Below are 23,377 nucleotides of genomic sequence, written 5' to 3'. Positions count from 1 at the left end.
TATAGAAATGGAGCCAGGTTTCAACCTGGCTCCATTTTTTCACCTTAACAATGCTATTATTTTAAAGTACGCTTCAGAAATTCCCTTGTCCGCTCTTGTGTTGGATTATTAAAAATTTGCTCTGGACTTCCTTCTTCCGCAATAACTCCCTTATCCATAAAAACAGCTCGATCGGATACTTCTTTTGCGAATTCCATTTCATGCGTTACAATCAACATCGTAAGACCTGATTCAGCTAATTCCTTCATGACTTTCAGAACCTCTCCAACCATTTCAGGGTCAAGTGCAGATGTGGGTTCATCAAATAACATTACATCTGGTTCCATGGAAAGTGCTCTTGCAATCGCCACGCGTTGCTTTTGACCACCGGAAAGCTGCTTCGGCTTCGCGTTAATATATTTGTCCATACCAACAACCTTTAGGTATTTTAACGCTACCTTTTCTGCTTCTTCCTTGGAGCGTTTTAGCACCTTTACTTGTCCTACTACACAGTTGTTAAGAACATTGTGGTTGTTAAATAAGTTAAATTGTTGGAATACCATACCTAAATGTTTCCGGTAGTCGGCTACATCATGTTTATCATCTAGTATATTTTCTCCATGATAGATAATTTGCCCGCCGCTTGGTTTTTCTAAAAGATTAATACAACGAAGAAGAGTTGATTTACCAGATCCTGAGGAACCGATAATGGAAACTACTTCTCCTTTATTTACCGAAAAATTAATGTCTTTCAATACTTCATGTGTTCCAAAGGATTTGTTTAAGTGTTGAATATCAATAATCTTTTCCATATTCTCTCCTCCTTCTCCCATTATTTTTGAATGTCATTTTCAATCATCGTGTAGTTATCAGAGCCATCTAATTTCTTTTCAATGTATAGCAATATTCTTGTAACTATAAAAGTCATCACAAAATAAATCATACATGCCACGAAAAATGATTCAAAATATCTAAAGTTATTACCTGAAATCGACTTTGTAACAAAATATAATTCCGTAACGGAAATGACATTCAGAACGGAAGTATCCTTAATATTAATAACAAATTGATTTCCTGTGGCCGGTAGAATATTACGTATAACTTGTGGTAACACCACATTCCACATCGTTTGAACATGAGTCATACCAATCGCATGCGCTGCTTCAAACTGTCCTTTATCAATCGAAACAATCCCGCCGCGAACAATTTCTGCCATATAGGCTCCCGTATTAATCGATACAACAATAATAGCTGCAACAAAAACATTCATATCGATGCCAAATGCTAACGCAGAACCATAATAAATAACCATCGCTTGTACAATCATTGGTGTTCCACGGAAGAATTCAATATAGATAGAAAGAATCGCGTTAATTACTTTTAAAAATACTTTTTTTGCCCCACGTTCAGGTACTGGAATTGTACGAATTACCCCTGCTAATAATCCAATTATTGCTCCCAAAACTGTACCAATTAGAGCAATCAAAAGTGTTAACCCAGCACCGCGAAGGAACATAGGCCAGTTTTCAGATATAATGGTAATGACCCACTCAAGACTCATCTTTTATCCTCCTTTACTGTATAAAACCGACTGTACCATTGCAATACAGCCGGCTTCTTTGAAATTATTTTGCTGCTGGTTGATTCTTAATAGCGGTATCCATAATGCTTGTACGTTCCTCTTCTGAGATACCTGTTAAGATTTCATTGATTTTATCTTTAAGGTCACTGCCTTTTTCAAGACCGACTGCGATTGCAGTGTCATCTGGCGATGTTTTAAATCCTTCTTCAAACTCGACCATTACATAGTTATCATTTGCTGCAGATGCACTAACACCTTCCGGACGCTCTGAAACGTATCCGTCAATCATTCCTGATTCAAGCGCTACTCGCATTGCTGGGAAGTTATCCATCGCCGTTTTCTTATCTACACCTTCAATTTGATCAATCACGGAATAGTGGAATGTATTTAACTGAGCTGTAACTTTTGCTCCTTTGAAATCCTGGATAGATGTTGCACCTTCATACTTGCTGCCTTTTTTCACAACCATCACTAAATTGGATGTATAATAGTTATCCGAAAAATCGATTGTCTTTTTACGTTCTGCTGTTGGTGACATACCAGCGATGATAGCGTCAATTTTACCTGATGTTAAAGCTGGTACAAGGCCATCCCACTCTGTTTTGACAATCACTAATTCTTTTCCTAAACCTTCTGCTACTTTTTTAGCAATTTCCACATCATATCCGCCTGCATATTCTGCAGAGCCATCAATCTTAACTCCACCGTTGGAATCATCGTTTTGAGTCCAGTTAAAAGGAGCGTATCCAGCTTCAAGACCTACCTTAAAAGTATTATCCTCTGATGATCCAGAACCAGAACTCTTACTTGTTCCACAACCTGCTAATACAAGAATCGCTGAAACCAACAAAACTATAACAATCGTAAACTTATTTTTCATGATGTCTCTCCCCCTGTTTTTTTAACTATTTTACTTAAAACAAAAAACGGCCTGAGATAAACTCAGGCCGCGATATGCATAGTTACCTTAAGTCCCCTCTTTTATCCCAAATGAGATAGCACAACTCAATAAACCGGAGAGTTTATTGAGACAGTCCTGCAGCTCTTAACTACAGACCCAGCATGTAATACCGAGAATATTACAAACTTCGGCGACATTTCCTTCTCCTTAGTATCATTGCTTCTCAAACTCCACTAAAGACTGTTAAATATCGCGCCTCTACCTCACTGATAAAAAAAGTGAGGTCTTATTAAATTATTCTTTTATACTACAGCATTTTGTCGAAACTCGTCAACATGTATTTGCTGCCAATTCATTCTATTAAAATAATTTTCAAAAGAGACATATTGAAGCCTGTAAAAAATATTTGTCGAACTCTTTTGATAATAGTATCTTCTTTTGCCCTTTATAATTAAAAGGCTCAAAAAGATGTAGTAAATCTTATGCCATTTTTGAATAAGCCGCCCGTTGTAGCGATTGTAGAATAATATAAATGTTTAAGATACAAAACAGCACCCTTTCATTAAATTTGAGGGTGCTGTTGATTCGATATCTATTCATTAATTGTATTTGCATGTTTATTTAAGCATTGTCGTCTTTAAAAACTCCCGAGTCCGCTCCTCTTTCGGATGGTTGAAAAATTGCTCAGGATTGCCGCGCTCGATAATTTTCCCATCATGCATATACACAATCCAATCCGCTACTTCTCTAGCAAATCCCATTTCATGGGTCACCACAACCATTGTCATTCCTTCTTCAGCCAATTCCTTCATGGTTGTTAAAACCTCTCCCACAAGCTCCGGATCGAGTGCCGATGTTGGCTCATCAAAAAGCATTATGTCTGGTTCCATCGCAAGTGCTCTAGCGATCGCTACCCGTTGTTTCTGCCCGCCTGATAGTTTACTAGGATACACATCTGACTTATCCTCTAAGCCTACTTTTTTCAGTAATTGTTTTGCTTTGAATATAGCCTCATCTTTGTTAACGCCCTTTACCATGATAGGTGCTTCGATAATATTTTCTAAAACCGTTTTGTGTGGAAATAAGTTGAAATGTTGAAACACCATTCCTACCCTTTCCCTAATCTTATTGAGGTTATCAGTACCTGGGTCGACTTTATTTCCTTCAATTATAATTTCGCCGTTATCCTTTTTTTCTAAAAAATTCAAACAGCGAAGAAGGGTACTTTTCCCTGAGCCGCTTGCCCCTATTAAACAAACGACATCGCTCTCGGAAACTGTCATATTGATATTTTTTAATACATGTAAGTCTCCAAATGATTTATTCAATTGATTTATTTTAATCATTTCTTTTGTTTCCAATTTCCTCGCCTCCTATCTGTCGCTTATTGCCAATTTCATTTCAAATCGGTTCACTACAAATGTCATCAGTGCTACTAGCAATAAATAGTAGACTGCTACAATGAGTAAATACGTCATTTCGTCAAAATTATTGGAGCCTAGCGTTGTCGCCACATTAAACAGCTCATTCATGGAGATAAAGGCGGCTAACGAAGAATCTTTTAAACTTATGATAAATTGGTTTCCTAAAGGCGGCAGCGCCCGGCGGAATGCCTGCGGAAGAATAATTCTCCTTAATGTCAGTGCTTTCGTCATTCCCAAAGAGCGTCCAGCTTCCATCTGACCTTTGTCGACTGCTTGAATGGCTCCTCGTAGGATTTCGGAAATATAGGCTCCATTATGTAACGCCAGGGCAAGTGAAGCGGCCCAGAAATCAGGAAGGAGGAAAATCCCGCTAATCCCGAAGTAGAGGATAAATATTTGAACAATCAGCGGTGTTCCTCTAACCAAATAGACATATGTATCTGAAATGAGTTCTAATATTTTTATTTTAGAGATTTTTAATAAAGCAAAGAAAAGCCCGATGGCGATTCCGATTATGATAGAAACGGCCGTCAGCTCTAATGTTAAAAGCATGGCTTTTATGAATACACCCTTTGTTTCCGTTAGTATGTGGAAAAAATGCGAAAAACTTGGCAATGTAGCTACTTCCCTTCTATGGTATTGATTTATTCTGGTTTATTGGTAATGTCCTCACCAAAATATTTGATACTAATCCGAGTCAGTGTCCCATTTTCCCGGAGTTTTTCCAGCGATTCGTTTACTCGCTTCAATAGTTTTGGGTTATCCTGAGGCAGCACAATCGCTTGTTCACTGCGGTTAATTAACTGCTGTCCTTTTATCTTAAACCCTTCCTTTGCAGCACTTTTCCCGGTGACGAAATCTGTGATTACCGCATCATGACGCCCGCCGCTTAACGCTTTTAAAGCTGTAATATCACTGTCATAAGTTTTTACTTTGTCTGTATACTTGGAAGCTGTATCGGCATAAGTCGAACCTTTTGCTACAGCTACTTCTTTTCCCGCTAAATCTTTGACAGTCTTAATTTGACTATCCGGTCTGGTGAAAATTTGCGGTCCAGAATAATAGTAGGGGGTAGTAAAGGAAACATGTTTGCTCCGCTGCGGATTGATCGTGTGGCTGGCAACAGCAGCATCCGCACGCCCTGTTTTGACCCCTTCTACAATCCCCTTGAATTTTATTCGCTTTTGAACAGGCTCAAGGCCCATTTCTTTTGCAATGGCTTCTCCAACCTCAATATCAAAGCCAGACATGGTGAGATCATCATTGATATAACTAAAAGGTTTAAACTCACCAGAAGCAGCAAAAACAAATTGATTATTATGTATTAGTTTAGATCCGTCAGCAAGCTTCTCCTTCTCGACGCAAGCTGATAAAAAGCAAACCACGATAAAACTGAAAACCAATATTAACTTTTTATTCAACCACATGTTGGCTATCATTCCCTTTCCCTCTCATTTATCTTTACAATATTCCTAGCTAAGTAACTTACTTATAAAAGTAAATACCCCATTAACTCCGCAATTAAACAAAAAAGTGTCAGGCACCATTAAGAGTACCTGACACTTTTTGTACAACAACTCATATAACATACAGTTTTCATTATGGAATCACGAAGTTAATATAGTTTAGCGGTAATTATAATTTTTAAGATAAACCCGGTAGCGATTTAAATTTAATTCTGGTCTAAACCGTTCTTTAAAAAAGCATAACCCTTGATCTCCCAGATCGCTGCCGTCGTTCATGTATTCAATAGAAGAATTGACCTTATAGCTTTCTTTTACCAATTCACATAAAAGCAGCTCCGATAGTCCCTCAACCTTATGGTCACCTTTCCTTAAGCACGACCAAGATTGTCCCGTTGGCAAACAACCTCCTGATGTCATACCAACAATTTGATCATTTATTTCAACAACTAAAACAGTGTGGTCCAGCTCATCTGGGTACTTTAAGATTTCCTTAAAGTACCTACCATCAAATACAGATTCATCATGTTCGTTTGCCCAATTTTGATTAAATTCCATTACTTTGTGATAGTCGGTAGCCGCTTCATATTTCCGAATAACAGCCTCAGGATATTGACGATGGAATTTATTGATCTTTCTTCGGACGTATGCAAATTCTTTTCCAGCCAAGTTGATGAGTTTTTGAATACTATAATGCCTCTCAATCCCCGTTAACTTCTTAGGGTCAAAATGTTGATTAAATTTCTTGGACGATTGTAAAAATTGCAGTTGGGCTTCGTTAATGGTCCGTACTCTGCAATATATCTGATTTCCTGTTAATTTGTTCAACCTATAGCAGTAAGCCATGCATTTATATAGAACTTTAACGACGTGATCTGCATCTCCTTTCCCAAAAGGCAGACAAACAAGAGAAAGATATTGATGGTGCACATTATAAAAAAACGGTACTAACATACCATCAATGATTTTCCAAACCGTTTTCCTGTTTCTAGACTGTGAAGATGCCCAAAGGTAAGCAAAGTTAGAGGACCAGACGGTGGCCGGATATTCACTTTCCTTAATAAACTTATCAAAAAGAAGTTTGTCGTTAAGATCAATCTCATTGAACAGCCATTTGCCAATGAATCTATGCTTTGTGTTTTTATTAGATTGATTCATATTCCTCGCCCCTAAGAGTACCTGAGTACCTTCACTTAAATCCGTTCATATATTTTATGAAATTACCAACAAATAAGAGCTGATTTATTCCTCATCAAGTCTTAAATGTATCCTATGATTGGCTTTGCAACGATCAGTAATCTTTTTATAGCATATGAAAAGGAATCTTAATTGTATTGGACAGGTTTAGTAGGTGATACACTGAATTTTTTAACGACAGAATATTGATCCTTCACTCGATATATTTTATACGGTTTATATCGATTAAGATTAAAAACAGCATATGAGTATCCGTATGAAAAGGCGAAAAGCTCTTCAGCTTTTCGCCTTTTTAAGTATTTATAAAATTAATTTAATTCAGGCCAGTAACCTTTATTTGCTACAATTAAATCATCCAAAATTTCTTTTGCAACATTTGCACTTGGTACTGTTTTTGATAGTGTTAATGCCTGCCATAACTTTTGATAGCTTCCTTCAATGTAAGCTTGTACGACTAATTTCTCAACCGTTACTTGCTGGTACATTAACGCTCTTTGGAATTCAGGAATCTTTCCTTGGCTTAATGGCTCTGGACCATCGCTTCCTACAATACATGGAACTTCTACCATGGCATCATCATCAAAGTTTGCAATGGCACCATTGTTTTCAACAATCAACAGCATTCTTTCATGCGTGTTAAAGGCAATGGCGCGGGCAAGGTCAACGACAAAGGTTGCGTGAGCGCCCATTTCAAATTCACAGCCTTCTGCTGTACCTCTTTCAATGATCTGTCTTGCAGTAGAAAAGACCGTCTTTTCCCTGCCATCGATGACTTCATTTGCTCTTGTATATTCCGGATTTGAAGTTTTCACGACATAATCAGGGTATAAATAGTATTTTAAATACGTATTTGGCAAGAATCTTGGATCAACTGCTAACAAGTCTTTCGCTTTTTTATGTGTTTCTTGCCAGCTGGCATCCGTATGCTGCGTATCTACTTCTTTTTGAGTCAGATAGCCGTTTTCTGCCACATAGTCTCGAACTTGAGGCAGATATTCATTACCTTCTTTATCTTTAACGCTAGTCCACCAGCCAAAGTGATTTAATCCGAAATAACGGACTTCTAAATCTTGCGGCTCTTTGCCGATGATATGCGAAATTCTGCGTAATGTTCCTACTGGCATGTCACAAATATTCAATACCTTTGAATTTGGACGAAGCACGCGGCAAGCTTCCGCAACAATGGCTGCAGGATTGGAATAGTTTAACATCCAGGCATCCGGAGAATACTTTTCCATAATATCAATCAATTCAATCATATCACCGATGCTTCTCATCCCATAAGCAATTCCGCCAGGTCCACAAGTTTCTTGGCCGACAACACCATGCTTTAATGGAATTTTTTCATCTTTTTCACGCATTTCATATTTTCCCGTACGGATATGAGCAAAACAGAAGTCGATATCGGTGAAAGCTTCCTCCGGGTCCGTTGTATAGCAATACTCGATATCCGGTGCTTTTTCTTTTAATACAATTTCAATTGCTTCCCCTAAAACAGCTTGTCTTTCACGGTCATTGTCATATAATTTTAATTTCCGAAGCGGGAAACGGTCCAGGTTATCCAATAACATCATTACAATCCCCGGTGTATAAGTACTTCCTCCACCTGCAATCACGATTGAGAACTTTTTCATTTTTTCTCCATTCCCTTCTAGTAATCTTTGTTGTATTTAACAAGGTTCTATTCGTTCGTTGATAATCCCAAATAGCTGTCGACAGCTTTCCGAATGTTTGTTACCTGTAAGCCATAAACAACCTGAACGTTCTTATCTTTAATCACGACTCCACTGGCACCTGTTTCTCTTTTCAATACTTCTTCGTTGACCTTTTCAGGGTTATCCAGTGTTAAACGGAGTCTTGTGTAACAATTTGTTACCGTATTAATGTTGCTTGCTCCGCCTAATGCATCAACGATCACTGGGGCAATTCCACCATTCGACTGTGGCTCAGGAGTCCCAGTTACTCCTTTATTTTTCTTTTCATAATCTTTCTTCGAATATAATTTTGTCTCTTCGTCTTCATCTTCTCTTCCAATTGTTTTGAAGTTAAATTTCACAATTAGGAAGCGGAAAGCCACATAGTAAGCAGCAAATGAGAACAATCCTACTAAGATATACATTGGCCAATGTGTTTTTTCGATTCCAAGCGGTACATTGAACAATAGAAAATCAATCATTCCATTTGGGCCAATGGCTCGGACATCCAATAGATGATACGCTACCATCCCTAATCCGCTTAAAGCAGCATGAACAACAAATAACAATGGTGCTACAAACAGGAATGAAAATTCAATTGGCTCTGTCACACCAGCAATAAATGATGTAACGGCAGCCGGAATTAAAATCGCCTTTACCTTGCCTTTATTTTCAGGCTTTGCAGTGTGGTACATGGCCAAACAAGCACCAATTAAACCAAACATTTTCGAAATACCGCGCGCATCCCAAACCACGCTTGATGAAAGCTCTTTTACAGTTGGATCGATAATTTCTGCATAGTAAATATTTCTTGCCCCTTCGTATACTTGGCCGCCGATTTCTACGGCACCGCCCAATGATGTATATAAAAATGGCGTATAGATTAAGTGGTGCAGACCTGTTGGAATTAACAAACGTTCCAATGCCCCATATAAGAAAATTCCAAAGCTTCCACTATGTTGAATTAGACCTCCAAGACTGTTAATTCCAGCTTGGAAAAATGGCCAGATGAACGTAAGCGCAACTGATAACAACACCAGAACAGGAATCAGTACAATAAAGACAAATCGTGATCCGCCATAAATTTGAAACGCACCTTTGAACTCTTTATCAATAAACTTGTTATGAACGATAGCGGTTACAATACCGAGAATAAGTCCCAAAAACACACCCATATCAAGAATTTGAACGCCCAAGACCATCGTTTGTCCGGTTCCCTGCAAAGATTCCCCTTCATATAGGGCCCCGGTGAGCTGCATAAATTTATTCATGGCATTTACAAATACCAAATAGCCTAATAAAGCAGTAAACCCAGCGATTGCTTTTTCTTTATTCGCTAAACCAACTGCTATCCCGACACAAAATATGAGTCCCAAGTTGGTGAGAATTGAAACCAATGATCCAGTCAAGATGGTCCCAAATCCGGTTGTGATCGGATTATCTAAAAATGGAAAGACCTCCATTAACCTTGGGTTGGTAAATAAATTTCCAAATGCAATTAAAATACCCTCAATCGGCAAAATAAGTATTGGAATGAACATCGCTTTTGAAAAGCGCTGCATGCCTTCCATAACTTTTGCTTTCATTTTGCCTTCCCCCTTTTATGTTTTTGTAGTTGACAGGATTAGAATACAATGTAAACGTTTTAGAGTCGATAGATTCCACGTAATAAAGAACGTGTTTCAAACATTGAAACACGTTTCACTCATTTCTATTTTTTTGGGGGTAATAATGTCCCGACATACTGTTTGACAATATATTCAAACATCAGCATTAGACCGGGGAAAAAACTGTTCGGCAGCATGTTTCTATCGTCTAGTTTATTATGATCGATGATTTTAAAATTCAAATCGGAAAGTTCTGCAATCCGACTTTCAGTTTCCTTTGTGAAAGAAACAGTAAAAATATGATGCTCTTTGGCTGCCTGCATTTTATCGAGGACAAGCTGTGTTTCACCTGATTTGGAGATCACCACTAAGGCACCGATATCTTCCAGATTATTTTCGAATACCCCAATCGAATCAGTTCCACTGGCAAAAATCGTTTTTCTTCCTAGTACTAATAGTTTTTTATACAAATATTCTGCTGCAATTGCAGAAAAACCTGTAGCATATATAAAAATATAGCTTTGTTTGAGATTTAATACTTTTTTAATGAAGATTTCAATATCTTTCATTGAATTATGGCTCATAAAATCCTTTGAACTAATCTCGAGAAAGTCCTCCATCACGTTGCTTTCCGGTAAATCTGCTTTTTTAACGAGAGGGAGGAGGTGGTAATACATATCGATGAATCCCGTATAGCCTAATTTTTTCGAAAGGCGGATTACAGTTGCAGGAGAGGTAAAATTTTCTTTCGCAATATTTCGTACTCCCATTTCCAGGACATTGTCGATGTTTGTAATGATATATTGGACAATTTGGACTTCTACTTCAGATAGATTTTTCCCTTGAATAATTTTGCTGATATCCACCATTTATTCTTCACTCTCACTTTGCCATTGTGGCGGTTTGCGATTGCTTTTTTTGGTTTAATATTCAAATCCTCATTTATGATATGGCTCGCCCCGGTTTATTCGATAAGCTCGATAAATTTGCTCTACTAGAATCAATTTCATCAGTTGATGGGGGAAGGTCATTTTTGAAAAAGAGAGCTGTTCGTTTGAACGTTTTAGCACTTCATCACTTAATCCTAACGATCCTCCGATAATAAAAGCAATCTTGCTTTTCCCATATGTAGCCAATTTATCTAGCGTATCCGCTAGCTCTTCAGAAGATTGCATTTTCCCATTTATTGCGAGGGCAATTACATATGTGTCCTGGCTTATCTTAGCCAAGATTCTTTCTCCCTCTTTTTGCTTGACCTGAATCATTTCTAACTCGCTTAATTCCTCTGGTGCTTTTTCATCCGCTACTTCGACGACTTCCACTTTCGCATACGCATTTAGTCGTTTTAAATATTCGTCAATTCCCAATTTTAAAAATTTCTCTTTTAATTTACCAACCGTAACAATTGAGATATTCACAATCCACAACCCTCTTTTTTATGTTACAAACAGTTTACAAACAACTTATCCACAAAAGTTATCCACATGTCCACATTTTTTATCCACATCTTGTATGGAATCATTTGTTCGCCACAATATATACAGCTCTATTTTGGCAATACTCACAACCTGTTGATAAGTTATCCCCAGTTACTTTTGATAAGACTGGAAAGGTTTCAAACTCTTCCACAACGTTATCTAGTGCCAAATCTACATGTTCCTCACAGCAATAAATCAATTTTTTCGCCTCCTTATCAATTCACTATTTACCTTATTATTTACTTACCAAACAGCATCATTCAACCAACCACTATACCATAAAAAAACAGAAAGGTGATAACACCTTCCTGTTTTACCTTTTAAGATTGATCTTCTGCTAAAGTGATCTTGGTTGTTTGCAGCTTACCTTCTCGATAGTATTTAATCTCCATTTGGTCGCCTATTTTTGTCTCTTGATATAAATGCTTTCTAAGATCAATTACGTCATGTATGGTTTTCCCATCCATCTCTACAATAACATCTAGCTCTCGTAATCCAGCCTGTGCTGCAGGTGAATTCGGCACAACCTGGCGAAGAGCTACACCATAGTTAATGTCCCTTGGTAATTTTAAGGCTTCTTCTTGATAATAACCCGGAATTTCAGCAACCGATTTTAAGTCAACTCCCATGTAAGGTCGTCTGACCTCGCCATATTGTTCTAGGTCATTAATAATCGGTCTTGCATAGTTAATCGGTATTGATAACCCAATCCCCTCAACGGCATTTTGAGCAATTTTCATCGAGTTGATGCCAATAAGTTGTCCGGCAATATTAATTAATGCCCCTCCACTGTTACCAGGATTAATGGCTGCATCTGTTTGTAGTACCTCTGCCTGCCAATCCATAATACCATCTTGGTTAATATCAACAGGGATTGTCCGATTAATCCCTGAAATAATCCCTTGCGTAACCGAACCAGAGAAGGTGGCACCTAGTGGATTTCCAATTGCCATTACCGGTTCCCCCATCTTCAAGGCATCAGAATCACCAAATTCAGCTATTTTTTTAATCTTGCCTGCATCAACTTCAAGTACAGCTAAATCGGTCCAAACATCTGAACCGAGAAGTTTTGCAGGAATTTTTGTGCCATCATTTAAGGTCACTTCCAGCTGTGTAGCACCTTCAACTACATGATGATTGGTCACAACATAAACCTTATCTCCTGCCTTTTTATAAACGACCCCTGACCCTGTACCTGCTGGCCCTTGGTCGTCTCCACCCTCGTCGTACCAGAAGTTAGAGGTTTGTATATTATTAATCCCAACTACTGCATCGGCAGCCTTATCAATAGCTTTTGTAGTATTCGTATTTACATCATAGGACACCTGCTGCTGTACAAAATTGTCCTGGTTATTATCATTTGTCCCTGCAGATTGACTCTGATTGGGCTGTACATTGTAGGGAAGGAAACCTCCATTAGATAAGGCCGGAATTGAAATGATAACTAGCATGGCTCCAAGTATTGCACCAACAATACTTGCAAGTAAAAAACTACCTCTGTTCCTATTCACTTTTTGGTTACGTCCTTGTGAATGATCATCATAGTAACCCATTTTCACCACGTCTCCCTTTCATAAGCAACTAATTAATATTTTGGCTTATAGTTACAATTATACTCTGTCCAAAACCATTTTATAAAAAAAAGAACAAAGATACCAAATAGGAAGTATCTTTGTTCTTAGATTATACCGCGGTTAAAATCGTTGGCACTTTAGGGTCTGTGTCATAGAGATCAAATCCCTCACCGACAATTAACCCCTGGCTTTGAAGTGTTTGTGCAACTGACATTCTTGCCAAATCCTTCATATTGTTGTCGAGACTTAAGTGTGCCAGGTAAACACGTTTCGTATTGTCCCCGATGACCTCACTCATAGCAATCGCCGCATCCTCATTGGAAACATGCCCAAGATCGCTTAAAATCCTTCGTTTAATATTCCAAGGATATCTTCCCATTCGTAACATTTGAACATCGTGATTGGACTCAAAAATATAGGCATCTGCATTTGAGATGATTCCCTTCATCCTGTCGCTCACATAGCCTGTATCTGTTATCAAGACCAATTTCTTCCCCGAATGATGGAAGACGTAAAACATTGGTTCTGCTGCATCGTGCGACACTCCGAAAGATTCAATATCTGTAGCACCAAAGCTTTTTACACTTTCTGTACCAAATATCATCTTTTGTTCAGTTGGAATTTCTCCAACCAACCGCTCCATGGCACGCCATGTATTTTCATTTGCGTACACTGGCAGCTTATATTTACGGGCTAACACGCCAATCCCTTTGATATGATCACTGTGTTCATGGGTTACAAATATCCCTGATAATTTGCTTATATCACGATCTATATGTTGAAAAAATGCCTCCATTTGCTTCCCGCTAAATCCTGCATCTACTAAAAAAGAATGCTCGTCTGATTCAACATAAAGCGAATTCCCCGTACTTCCGCTCGCTAATATGCTATAACGTAATGACATATGATTTCACTCCACATCTAATTTCCATCGCTGTTAAATTCTATAATCTGACCTTCTAACGCATTAACAAAAAGACTTTGATTATCATCCACCACAAAACGCCATGTGGGCGCTAATGCTTGCGAAGCAGAGAGCTGAATTAATGATGAATAGCCGAGTTCAACTTTTGTAATTTTGCTTTTTGGCTTCAGCATACCCTTTTGGTACAAGGTTTCCAGTGCCTTCAAAGGAGGGAGGATTTCCTCCTTTTCTGTCATTTTTTCTATATCCTCTAAATAGGTCTGTTCGTAGGACACAATTTGATTTTTGTCGTCAATATGAAACGTAAGCATCCCGCTTAGATTTTCATATAAAGTCATATTTCCATAATGTTGAAAGTAGGTGATGGTGTTCTTCTTATCATCTTTTTTCCAAAATTGATATTGGTCACCATACAATACATTATCCTTAATAAAGGGAGTAATATCTGCTGCCTCAAATTTTTCATTTAAAGGTATAGGTTTATCCAATTTCATCTGCAGAGACGTACTGGGTTCCTTTAGTGCCGTTGTCTGCCCCTTCAGTTTTAAAATATCATCCTTCGCAAACATTTTGGGCTTTGCGCTTAGATACTGATCCTTAAATGGCCCCTTTGGCAGTTCTTTATAGCGGATTTCATCAATCTTCAGCATTTCTTCAATTGAGGTTGGTGTAATATATTCATATTTATTAGCGTCCCGTATTTTCATAAACTGAAATAAGAGATAGACGTCTAAAATCAAAAACGTAATAATAAAAATTGTTTTTATTTTACTCCAATCCATGTAACAATCCCCCCAGGTCATCCTTTGTGATTTGTCCCCATGTCTGGTTATATCGGTAAAACCAAGCTGGCTCTAGGAGGATCAGTTTATTTTCGCTTGTATCCTTTGACATCCGATATCCTAAAACGAGTTGTTCTAGTAATTCCGGTTTAAAATTCTTTCGGGTTTTGAGAAATTCCAATGCAGAAGAACCTGTTGGAAGAGTTACCTTTACCATTTCTGTGGTTAAGGGAAGCTCCAAGGATATATTAGGTCTAACATATTTCGTTATTTCATCTCTGCCCCATACTTCCTCAATCTCTGACATTCCACTTTCATTAAAAACGGGATACCCGTCGATACTATATAAACGGAACTTAACAGATTTCCTTTTTTCATCCTTTGCTACATAACGATAAGGGTCTGTCCAGCCTCCATGTCCATTAATAAAATCAATACTCCTCTTTAATAGATCATAAGAGTCGTCCACATAATTGGACTCACCTGTAGGATTCACATAGAGCAGCATATTGGTTTCATTATTAACCGTCATTTTACTTGAAACGTCACTAAATTCCTCTACCCCAGAAACGGTGCCCCTTTGGACGAAATTGGGATCACTAAACAACGCTTCTTTGAAAGCCTCTGAATTTAAGACGACAGGTAAATAGGTATATTCCATCATTTCCAGGTTTCCATCAGGGATATAGACGGTACGCTGGTCAGACGCTTCAAATGGAAAATAACGCTGATACTGCTCTGCATTTTTATAAAAGTTTTTGTTAAATTCGTTTAATAAACTAGGTGATATATGACTGATGTATACGTGCTGATAATCGGAAGAAACAAAGTAAACCGTACCGTTTCCCTTTTCAGAATTCTCAACATTCACAACGATGCGATTAAAATTGAAGGCAGGAATTCTTTTCTCCTCGAACTTCAATACACTTCGGTAAATTTCAATCGGGATATCGGCAGGAAAAACAAGTTCTGTATTTCCATTTCCATGGACTAATTCTTTAATATCGTCTACATTCTCCGAATAATCTTCTACATCATAGATAGACCATTTCCTTAATTCACTCATCATTTTATTTAAGCTGCCAGCATCTGTGGTTCCAAAATGCTGACCATTACGATGAAAAAGAACCAGATCCGGACTAATAATTTGGTGAAGCTCCCGTTTCTCTTTTAGCGTTACCTCTTCAACCGTATTGCCATTTTCCAGCAAGTCAAAATTAGGCTGGTACGTCCAAAGGTTCCAAGTTAAAACAATGCTAACCAGAATGAGAAATGTTAAGATCGCTGATTTACTATTTTCATATTTCATGACCATTCATCCTCTTCCGTTTGTTCATATGGAAGCGAAAAGGAAATCTCCGTTCCTTTTCCCTCTTCACTTACAGCCCAAATCATGCCGCCATGAACATTAACCATCTCTTTTGCAATAGCCAAACCTAGTCCTGTCCCGCCCAACTTCCGTGTTCTTGCTTTATCAACACGATAAAAACGGTCAAAGATTTTGCCGATATTCTCCTTCGGAATCCCCACACCTTGATCCGAAACACTGACGATTACTTTTTCTTCTTCCTCTTTTATGGAGAAAGTAACTTCGCCGCCTTCAGGAGAGTACTTTAGTGCATTCGAGATAATATTGTAAAGAACCTGGGTCATCTTATCTTCATCTATTTCTACAAATATAGCATGCTTCGGCAGCTCCCTTTTGAAGCTGACATTTTGTTCTTTCGCCATCTCAAAACGATCAATAATTCGATGATAAAAGTCGACAAAGTTGACCCACTCTTTGTTAAGTCGATAATCTGTGCTGTCTAATTTAGATAGTTGAAGGAGGTCATTGACCAACCGAATCATTCTTTCTGTTTCAGTCCTCGTTACCTCTAAGAAATTAGGAGCAATGTCTTCGTCCTTCCATGCACCATCGGCAAGCGCCTCTAAGTAACTTCTCATCGTCGTGAGTGGAGTTCTTAATTCATGCGATACATTTGCCACAAATTCTCTTCTTTCCGCATCAATTTTCTCCTGATCCGTTATATCATGAAGGACTGCAATCAAACCATTAACAAATCCAGTCTCTTTTTGAATCACAGAGAAGTTAGCACGGAGGATATAAGGTTCCTTTTTTGTACTATAATCAAGAATCAATGATTCCTTTTCTTCTAACAAATCCTCAAACGTATTTGTATCCGTTAACCCTAATAAAGAAACGATTGGCTGAGAAAGAACTGTTTCACGTGAAACATTCAACATCTCTGCCGCAGGATCATTGATTAATATGACACGGCCTTTCCTGTCTGTCGCAATCACACCATCTGTCATATACGATAAGACAGAAGATAGCTTTCTTCTTTCACCTTCGGTCATAGCCTGTGCTTCCTGAAGCTTTTTCGTTAAGTTATTAAAGGTAACTGCTAAGGTCCCAATTTCATCCTGACCGTACACTTTTACCTTTCGTGAGAAGTTTCCCTTCGCCATCGCCAGTGCTTGCTTTCTCATATCTACAATCGGCCTGGTGATGGTCTGAGCTAATAGTATCCCTAAGATAGCAGTAATCGCTAAAGCAATTCCCGTTCCTGTCGCAAAAATACGATTGATGGTTTTCATTTGGGTAAATACATTTTCAATTTTCGCTTCTAGATAAATGGCCCCAATGACGGTATTACCTGACTTTATTGGAGTTGACAGCACCCAAATTCGATGACCGCCGTTTCCAATTAAGATACTGCTCAAATCTTCTCCAAGATTGATCGACTGGGTTATACGGAGGTTCGTGTCTCTTTGACCAACCACAACTTGGTTTGGATCGGAGGTTCCAACAATTTTTCGAGTTTCACCCTCAATCACCCGCACTTCAAAAATATCAGCCGATTCAAAATCACGCAGTATTTTCCGAATTTCTTCTTCAAGGGTAGGATCTTCAGGTGTTCTTTTCTTTTCCATCTCTTCGACCACATTATAGGCGAGTAAATTCACACGTTCCTTTAGGGAATTTTGGAAATTTGTCCTTAATGTTTCTTCCAGCTGCCTAACAAAATAAACGCCAATTATCTGCATCGCCACTAGAATAAGCAGGACATAGATAATGACGAATTTGACGTGTATAGAGCGAAAAAAACTAACCTTATTCATGCATTACTCCTGATCAGGGTTACGCAAATAGTAGCCCACTCCTCTGCGGGTAACAATCCACGTAGGGTGGCTTGGATTATCTTCAATCTTTTCACGTAAGCGGCGAACCGTTACATCTACTGTTCGAACATCCCCATAATAATCATAGCCCCATACTGTTTGCAGCAAATGTTCTCTCGTCATTACCTGTCCAATATGTTTCGCTAAATAGTAAAGCAGTTCAAACTCACGGTGAGTTAATTCTATTGTTTCTCCTCTTTTTGAAACCACATATGCGTTAGGATGAATCGTAAGAGAGCCAATTTCAATTTCATTGGTTTCTACCTCTTCATCTGCTTGAGATACAACAACTTGATGACGGCGTAAATTTGCCTTTACCCGCGCAATTAACTCTCTCGTACTAAAAGGCTTCGTAACATAATCATCCGCACCAAGCTCAAGTCCTAAAACCTTATCTATTTCAGAATCCTTTGCAGTCAGCATAATAATCGGCATATCATATTTCTTACGCACTTCACGGCATACTTCCATCCCATCCTTTAACGGAAGCATAATATCTAAGAGAATTAAGTCTGGCTGTACTTCTTCTACCATTACCAGAGCTTCATTTCCATCATAAGCACTGTAAACATCGTAACCCTCTTTTTTTAAGTTAAACTGCAAAATATCCGCAATCGGTTTTTCATCATCCACTACGAGAATTTTCTTTTCCATACCTATTGCTCCTTTGTTATTAAAAATAAATATATAGATTAACTAAATGGCATTTCTATTCTAGTTTACTTTACCATGGTTTCAGCAGTAATTCATCTATTAGTAGTATTTAACACCAAAAGAGCCTCTAGTACAGTAGAGACTCTTTTGTGTTGTGTAATTATTGATGCACGTAATTTAAAGGATTTTGTAGTGCTCCATTTTTGTAGACTTCAAAATGCAAGTGGACTCCTGTCGAGTTACCAGTTGAACCCATTACACCAATAGCTGACCCTTGTGAAACCGTTTGTCCTACACTTACTCCAATTGAATCTAGGTGAGCATATACTGTACGCAGACCATTTTCATGATCTATAACAATTTTGTTACCATAGCCGTCGCCACCATTTCCCGCAGATACAACCTTACCATTATCAGCAGCCTTTATCGTTCTATTGCTAGGTCTCGCAATATCAATTCCTTTGTGGGCTTTACCCCATCTCTGACCTTGCTGGCTGGAAATATATCCTCCTACTGTTGGCCATGTAAGATTTCCAGTACCGCGTGAAGGAATCACCTTTGTGCCCTTTACAACAATGTGCGGAACAGGCTCAGTAAGTACAGTTTCACTTGTTACCACATTGCTGACGGTTACTCCATTTTGTGTTGAAATACGATAATTTACAGAGCGTTCACCATTTTTACCTTCCTGCTGAACTTTTGTTTCGCCTTTTGGCATATTAGCGTCTTCCACTACTTGATTTTCAAATGGAATCGCTTCTTTTCGATTTTCTTCTTTTTCAACGGTGATTTCAAGGTATGGCTTTAAAGCCGTCACATTAACCTCTTGACCAATATTTACAACAGAATCCTCTGTAAGACCTGGATTTAATGCAAGAAAGTCTCCTAACGTTAATCCATGATCATTGGCAATCGTTCCTAGAACATCACCTGATTGTGCCACATATTTTTTTTCTTCCAACGTACCCTTTTGTAAGAATGTAACTGCTTCTTCTGCAGACATAATTTTGTCCGGTGAAACATTTTCTGAATCAAATGAAACATTTTTCGATACTCTTACGTCTAATATACGAGTTTCATTTTCTTGCAATGGAGGTAACTCCGCTGCAGGTGCAGATTTTCTTGCTTCTACTTCATCTAGTTGTTCTTGTGTTACAAACCCAAGCTTAAGTCGTTTAATAACATCTTCAGCCGTTTCTTGATTTTCTACGAACGCAACGGGCTGTCCGTCAATGACAAGGGAGGAAGCTTCAGCTTCAAGCTGAATCGAACTCTCAAGGTTTTGAATCGTTTTTGTATCATTTGCTGTTGAATGAAAAACTTGTTCTTTTATGTACTCAACATCTGAGCCAAACTCTAAGTTTAAATCCTTAGTTGATTCTTGAAACTCAGCTGCTTTTTCTTCGACAATTTTTTCAACAACTTCTTTATTAGAAACAGTGCCTATATATTGTTGATTATTGTATACATGGTATACCGTTGTTAACTTTATTGATCCAGCAGCACTAGCAGAAACACTACTAAAGATTAACGCAGACGCTGCAAACGCTGTCATAACAGCAGTTTTCAAGGATTGTTTATTCGCAAATTTACTTCCTTTATTAAAAAATAACATTGGAACCTCCTAAATTACGGAAACAACTCTCTTAATCTAGTACTTTATAACCACAAGTGAAATTTCCCTCTTTTTCGACTCTATAACTTTACCATAATTTTTAAATAAATAACGAATAGTCTTTATAATGTAACAAATTTGTATAATACCTGACATTTAACTACATTCGTAGGAGTTTCAAGTGGCAAAATCATTACAATTTTATGTATGCTATATTTCCTATTTCTGTATGTGAAACTTATTATACCAACGTTTCTGGTAGGTATTATAAATTGATCACCTTTTACAAAATAAGACAAGCTTCGATAAACCTATGTAAATATTTGGATATTTTTTTACAATAACATTACATTTGTAACAAATAAAAAAGAAGCTCACAATTTGTAAGCTTCCCCTTTATAATGGCTCAGGACGGAATCGAACCGCCGACACAAGGATTTTCAGTCCTTTGCTCTACCGACTGAGCTACTGAGCCATATGTATGGCGGTCTGGACGGGACTCGAACCCGCGACCTCCTGCGTGACAGGCAGGCATTCTAACCAACTGAACTACCAAACCATTTTTTTAATATTGATCGTCAGCAAGAAGACCGGACTTGCCAATCACTTGCCAACAATCAAATGCCAATGACCCCTACGGGATTCGAACCCGTGTTACCTCCGTGAAAGGGAGGTGTCTTAACCACTTGACCAAGGGGCCATATTCTAAAAAGTTTTTTAAAAATAAAATGGTGAGCCATGAAGGACTCGAACCTTCGACCCTCTGATTAAAAGTCAGATGCTCTACCAACTGAGCTAATGGCTCTTACTAAGTATTGTCGTTCGTGACGACGCTTTTTATAATAGCATGGTTTATACATATAGTGCAATACTTTTTAAAAAAGTTTTTTTAAAAAGTGAAAGCCCTCGGAAATCGAGGGCCTATTCATGATTAAATTTGTCTCCAAGGACTGCGAACAACATTTGTTTGATTGCGGTCTGGTCCTACAGAGAAAGTTGTTAATGGTATTCCAGTAAGCTGTGTTACACGCTCAACGTAATGACGTGCATTAACGGGCAATTCATCTAATGATTTAACTCCTGTAATATCCTCAGTCCAGCCTGGAAGTTCTTCATAAACAGGCTCACATTCACTTAATACCTTTAAGCTCGCAGGATATTCGGTAATTAATTCACCTTTATAGCTATATGCAGTACAAATCTTCAATGTTTCGATTCCTGATAGAACATCAATTGAATTCAAAGATAGATCAGTTAGACCGCTGACACGACGTGCATGACGAACAACGACACTGTCGAACCAGCCAATACGGCGTGGACGTCCTGTAGTTGTACCGTATTCACGACCGACTTCACGGATTTGGCTGCCGATTTCATCAAATAATTCTGTCGGGAACGGTCCATCACCTACACGAGAAGTATAGGCTTTACAAACACCCACAACATGAGTAATTTTTGACGGTCCAACACCAGAACCGATCGTGACGCCACCTGCAACTGGATTTGAAGAAGTTACAAATGGGTACGTACCTTGGTCAATATCCAACATAACACCTTGAGCGCCTTCGAATAAAACTCGTTTACCATCATCTAAAGCGTCATTTAATACGACTGATGTATCGCAAACATATTGTTTAATTTGCTGTCCATATTCAAAGTACTCGTCTAAAATTTCCTCTTTTGTAAACCCTGTAGTTTCATAAATACGTTCAAACAAACGATTTTTTTCAGCCAGGTTTCGTTCAAGCTTTTCTTCAAAAACATCACGCTCAAGAAGGTCAGCGATTCTGATACCGACACGAGCTGCTTTATCCATATAAGCAGGTCCAATTCCTTTTTTCGTGGTTCCAATTTTATTGGCACCCTTACTTTCTTCCTCAACAACATCAAGCTTTAAATGGTAAGGAAGGATTACATGTGCACGATTGCTAATACGAAGGTTATCCGTTGTAATTCCCTTTTCATGCAAGTAAGCAAGCTCTGCTACAAGTGCCTTCGGATCCACAACCATTCCATTTCCAATCACACAAATCTTTTCTTTATAAAAAATTCCTGATGGAATCAGGTGTAACTTATATGTTTCACCGTTAAACTTGATCGTATGGCCAGCGTTATTTCCACCTTGATAACGTGCAATTGCTTCTGCATTCTCAGAAAGAAAATCGGTAATTTTACCCTTTCCTTCGTCTCCCCATTGTGTACCAACTACCACTACTGATGTCATAAAGGCACCTCCAAATTATATACGCATTTCTTTTTCCCACAGACAAGTTTAACAATTTTTATGGGTAAAAGTCAATTAAACACGAACGATTTATATAAAGTTATTAAAATATGTTCGTAAAATATTAATTTAGGAATCTACTTGTATCGGAAGTAGGTTTTCCATAAAATAGGTATTATAGTTTTTTAAAATAATGATAAAGGAAGTGTTATATGATTTTTAGACCGCGGCCGGAAAAATGGAATTAGTTCTTTTACGGTATTTACACCCACGTATGGTGTTTAGCAGTAGTGAAGCCCTTAATTTTTTAAACCTTGAAAAGGGCTATAAAGGTGAGTTAAAAAGTGACGTCTGGTTGAAAGGACTAACCGATGAGTGGATAATTCTCTCTGATTTATCACTTGAATATAATGGTTCAAAATTTCAAATCGATACCTTAATAATTGCCTGTGAGAAGATTTACCTTTTAGATATAAAGTATTTCGAAGGGGACTACACTATTAAAGATGATAAATGGTATAACCCTGCAGGCATTCTCCAAAAAAACCCACTACACCAACTAGAACGCTGTGAGACCTTACCTGAAAAAATTGCTGCACGAATTAGGATATGATTTTACGATTGAATCCTATCTAATTTTCAATAACCCCGAGTTTCATTTATACACACCCTCCATAAATCCTGCAATTATTTTTCCAACACAGTTAAATCGCTTTTTGAAAAAATTAAATACTAGGCCTGTAAAGTTGCATAAAAAGTACTATCAATTAGCGGAACAAATAAATGCGCGACATATTGTGGAATCACCTTATGAACGACTACCCCGATATTCTTATGAGCAATTGAAGAAGGGGATAAGTTGCCCTAACTGTAAAACGTTTTTCTCAGACACTACATTGATATGTAAGCAGTGTGGGTGTGTTGAGGGGATAGATGAAGCTGTTTTGAGGAGCGTGAGGGAGTTTGCATTGTTATTTCCTGATAAGAGAATAACTGTCGATTTTATTCACGACTGGTGTCAAATCATAGAGTCTAAAAAAACAATTAGACGTATTTTAGGGAAAAACCTAACACTCCATAGACATTGTAGGT

General features: G+C 38.1%; 21 protein-coding genes, 4 tRNA genes and 1 riboswitch. Of the genes, 1 reads left to right on the top strand and 24 read right to left on the bottom strand.

Annotation, left to right across the window (positions count from 1 at the left end; translation table 11 throughout):
- Positions 1-56 precede the first annotated feature (56 nt).
- The 24 genes from QFZ31_RS20920 to QFZ31_RS20805 form a co-directional block, all read right to left on the bottom strand.
- Entirely contained in the window at positions 57-791 is a 735-nt protein-coding gene (locus tag QFZ31_RS20920; RefSeq protein WP_307306468.1) for an amino acid ABC transporter ATP-binding protein, read from the bottom strand.
- A 20-nt stretch (positions 792-811) separates the two neighbouring features.
- The gene (locus QFZ31_RS20915) at positions 812-1,540 is read right to left on the bottom strand and encodes an amino acid ABC transporter permease (protein WP_307306466.1); all 729 of its coding nucleotides are present in this window, start codon (positions 1,538-1,540) and stop codon (positions 812-814) included.
- Between the two features lie 64 nt (positions 1,541-1,604).
- Positions 1,605-2,441: a transporter substrate-binding domain-containing protein gene (locus tag QFZ31_RS20910; RefSeq protein WP_307306463.1), complete on the bottom strand. Its 837-nt coding sequence runs from the start codon at positions 2,439-2,441 to the stop codon at positions 1,605-1,607.
- A gap of 108 nt (positions 2,442-2,549) precedes the next feature.
- Positions 2,550-2,731: riboswitch (Lysine riboswitch) on the bottom strand.
- Between the two features lie 348 nt (positions 2,732-3,079).
- Positions 3,080-3,823 carry an amino acid ABC transporter ATP-binding protein gene (locus QFZ31_RS20905; RefSeq protein WP_373459869.1) on the bottom strand — a complete coding sequence of 248 codons (744 nt, stop codon included), beginning with the start codon at positions 3,821-3,823 and terminating at the stop codon, positions 3,080-3,082.
- A 12-nt stretch (positions 3,824-3,835) separates the two neighbouring features.
- Positions 3,836-4,501: an amino acid ABC transporter permease gene (locus tag QFZ31_RS20900; RefSeq protein WP_307306462.1), complete on the bottom strand. Its 666-nt coding sequence runs from the start codon at positions 4,499-4,501 to the stop codon at positions 3,836-3,838.
- A gap of 29 nt (positions 4,502-4,530) precedes the next feature.
- Entirely contained in the window at positions 4,531-5,313 is a 783-nt protein-coding gene (locus QFZ31_RS20895; RefSeq protein ID WP_307311694.1) for a transporter substrate-binding domain-containing protein, read from the bottom strand.
- 198 nt (positions 5,314-5,511) lie between these two features.
- Entirely contained in the window at positions 5,512-6,507 is a 996-nt protein-coding gene (locus tag QFZ31_RS20890) for a phosphatidylglycerol lysyltransferase domain-containing protein (protein WP_307306460.1), read from the bottom strand.
- A gap of 347 nt (positions 6,508-6,854) precedes the next feature.
- Positions 6,855-8,180 (bottom strand): 6-phospho-alpha-glucosidase, encoded by a 1,326-nt coding sequence (locus QFZ31_RS20885; protein WP_307306457.1) that lies wholly within the window; start codon positions 8,178-8,180, stop codon positions 6,855-6,857.
- 47 nt (positions 8,181-8,227) lie between these two features.
- Positions 8,228-9,826, bottom strand: a complete 1,599-nt coding sequence (locus tag QFZ31_RS20880) for a PTS transporter subunit EIIC (protein ID WP_307306455.1) — start codon at positions 9,824-9,826, stop codon at positions 8,228-8,230.
- A 125-nt stretch (positions 9,827-9,951) separates the two neighbouring features.
- Complete coding sequence (locus QFZ31_RS20875) at positions 9,952-10,716, bottom strand: MurR/RpiR family transcriptional regulator (protein WP_307306452.1); 765 nt, start codon at positions 10,714-10,716, stop codon at positions 9,952-9,954.
- Positions 10,717-10,785: 69 nt separating this feature from the next.
- On the bottom strand, positions 10,786-11,265 hold the full coding sequence (gene rlmH, locus QFZ31_RS20870) for a 23S rRNA (pseudouridine(1915)-N(3))-methyltransferase RlmH (RefSeq protein ID WP_307306449.1): 480 nt from the start codon (positions 11,263-11,265) through the stop codon (positions 10,786-10,788).
- Positions 11,266-11,365: 100 nt separating this feature from the next.
- The gene (locus tag QFZ31_RS20865) at positions 11,366-11,524 is read right to left on the bottom strand and encodes a CxxH/CxxC protein (protein WP_179598936.1); all 159 of its coding nucleotides are present in this window, start codon (positions 11,522-11,524) and stop codon (positions 11,366-11,368) included.
- 121 nt (positions 11,525-11,645) lie between these two features.
- A complete protein-coding gene (locus QFZ31_RS20860) occupies positions 11,646-12,878 on the bottom strand; it encodes a S1C family serine protease (RefSeq protein ID WP_307306445.1) in 1,233 nt (410 codons plus the stop codon).
- Positions 12,879-13,008: 130 nt separating this feature from the next.
- A complete protein-coding gene (locus QFZ31_RS20855; RefSeq protein WP_307306443.1) occupies positions 13,009-13,803 on the bottom strand; it encodes an MBL fold metallo-hydrolase in 795 nt (264 codons plus the stop codon).
- 17 nt (positions 13,804-13,820) lie between these two features.
- Positions 13,821-14,606, bottom strand: a complete 786-nt coding sequence (locus QFZ31_RS20850) for a two-component system regulatory protein YycI (RefSeq protein ID WP_307306441.1) — start codon at positions 14,604-14,606, stop codon at positions 13,821-13,823.
- Positions 14,593-15,915: a YycH family regulatory protein gene (locus QFZ31_RS20845; RefSeq protein ID WP_307306438.1), complete on the bottom strand. Its 1,323-nt coding sequence runs from the start codon at positions 15,913-15,915 to the stop codon at positions 14,593-14,595. The genes QFZ31_RS20850 and QFZ31_RS20845 overlap by 14 nt, the downstream gene beginning before the upstream one ends.
- Positions 15,912-17,732, bottom strand: a complete 1,821-nt coding sequence (gene walK, locus QFZ31_RS20840) for a cell wall metabolism sensor histidine kinase WalK (protein WP_307306436.1) — start codon at positions 17,730-17,732, stop codon at positions 15,912-15,914. Before walK ends, QFZ31_RS20845 begins: the two co-directional genes overlap by 4 nt.
- Before the next feature lie 3 nt (positions 17,733-17,735).
- Complete coding sequence (gene yycF / locus QFZ31_RS20835) at positions 17,736-18,446, bottom strand: response regulator YycF (RefSeq protein WP_179598945.1); 711 nt, start codon at positions 18,444-18,446, stop codon at positions 17,736-17,738.
- A 160-nt stretch (positions 18,447-18,606) separates the two neighbouring features.
- Positions 18,607-20,061, bottom strand: a complete 1,455-nt coding sequence (locus QFZ31_RS20830; RefSeq protein WP_307306435.1) for a M23 family metallopeptidase — start codon at positions 20,059-20,061, stop codon at positions 18,607-18,609.
- Positions 20,062-20,463: 402 nt separating this feature from the next.
- Positions 20,464-20,536: transfer RNA gene (locus QFZ31_RS20825), tRNA-Phe, on the bottom strand.
- 7 nt (positions 20,537-20,543) lie between these two features.
- Positions 20,544-20,620, bottom strand: a tRNA-Asp gene (locus QFZ31_RS20820).
- 69 nt (positions 20,621-20,689) lie between these two features.
- Positions 20,690-20,761 (bottom strand) — tRNA-Glu (locus tag QFZ31_RS20815).
- Between the two features lie 29 nt (positions 20,762-20,790).
- A tRNA-Lys gene (locus tag QFZ31_RS20810) sits at positions 20,791-20,866 on the bottom strand.
- Between the two features lie 126 nt (positions 20,867-20,992).
- Positions 20,993-22,285 carry an adenylosuccinate synthase gene (locus QFZ31_RS20805; protein ID WP_307306433.1) on the bottom strand — a complete coding sequence of 431 codons (1,293 nt, stop codon included), beginning with the start codon at positions 22,283-22,285 and terminating at the stop codon, positions 20,993-20,995.
- Between the two features lie 238 nt (positions 22,286-22,523).
- Here QFZ31_RS20805 and QFZ31_RS20800 point away from each other — a divergent pair, with 238 nt between their 5' ends.
- On the top strand, positions 22,524-22,898 hold the full coding sequence (locus QFZ31_RS20800; protein WP_307306430.1) for a nuclease-related domain-containing protein: 375 nt from the start codon (positions 22,524-22,526) through the stop codon (positions 22,896-22,898).
- Positions 22,899-23,377 lie beyond the last annotated feature (479 nt).

Origin of the sequence: Neobacillus niacini (assembly GCF_030817595.1) — a bacterium.
Classification (GTDB): Bacteria; Bacillota; Bacilli; order Bacillales; family Cytobacillaceae; genus Neobacillus; species Neobacillus niacini_G.
The sequence above is the reverse complement of the archived record's forward strand: the minus strand, read 5'-3'. Positions and strand labels throughout refer to the sequence as shown.

Coding starts and splice junctions, on each gene's coding strand:
- QFZ31_RS20920 (WP_307306468.1), bottom strand. CDS start 791: ATGGAAAAGATTATTGATATTCAACACTTAAACAAATCCTTTGGAACA.
- QFZ31_RS20915 (WP_307306466.1), bottom strand. CDS start 1,540: ATGAGTCTTGAGTGGGTCATTACCATTATATCTGAAAACTGGCCTATG.
- QFZ31_RS20910 (WP_307306463.1), bottom strand. CDS start 2,441: ATGAAAAATAAGTTTACGATTGTTATAGTTTTGTTGGTTTCAGCGATT.
- QFZ31_RS20895 (WP_307311694.1), bottom strand. CDS start 5,313: ATGTGGTTGAATAAAAAGTTAATATTGGTTTTCAGTTTTATCGTGGTT.
- QFZ31_RS20890 (WP_307306460.1), bottom strand. CDS start 6,507: ATGAATCAATCTAATAAAAACACAAAGCATAGATTCATTGGCAAATGG.
- QFZ31_RS20885 (WP_307306457.1), bottom strand. CDS start 8,180: ATGAAAAAGTTCTCAATCGTGATTGCAGGTGGAGGAAGTACTTATACA.
- QFZ31_RS20880 (WP_307306455.1), bottom strand. CDS start 9,826: ATGAAAGCAAAAGTTATGGAAGGCATGCAGCGCTTTTCAAAAGCGATG.
- QFZ31_RS20875 (WP_307306452.1), bottom strand. CDS start 10,716: ATGGTGGATATCAGCAAAATTATTCAAGGGAAAAATCTATCTGAAGTA.
- QFZ31_RS20860 (WP_307306445.1), bottom strand. CDS start 12,878: ATGGGTTACTATGATGATCATTCACAAGGACGTAACCAAAAAGTGAAT.
- QFZ31_RS20855 (WP_307306443.1), bottom strand. CDS start 13,803: ATGTCATTACGTTATAGCATATTAGCGAGCGGAAGTACGGGGAATTCG.
- QFZ31_RS20850 (WP_307306441.1), bottom strand. CDS start 14,606: ATGGATTGGAGTAAAATAAAAACAATTTTTATTATTACGTTTTTGATT.
- QFZ31_RS20845 (WP_307306438.1), bottom strand. CDS start 15,915: ATGAAATATGAAAATAGTAAATCAGCGATCTTAACATTTCTCATTCTG.
- walK (WP_307306436.1), bottom strand. CDS start 17,732: ATGAATAAGGTTAGTTTTTTTCGCTCTATACACGTCAAATTCGTCATT.
- yycF (WP_179598945.1), bottom strand. CDS start 18,446: ATGGAAAAGAAAATTCTCGTAGTGGATGATGAAAAACCGATTGCGGAT.
- QFZ31_RS20830 (WP_307306435.1), bottom strand. CDS start 20,061: ATGTTATTTTTTAATAAAGGAAGTAAATTTGCGAATAAACAATCCTTG.
- QFZ31_RS20805 (WP_307306433.1), bottom strand. CDS start 22,285: ATGACATCAGTAGTGGTAGTTGGTACACAATGGGGAGACGAAGGAAAG.
- QFZ31_RS20800 (WP_307306430.1), top strand. CDS start 22,524: ATGGAATTAGTTCTTTTACGGTATTTACACCCACGTATGGTGTTTAGC.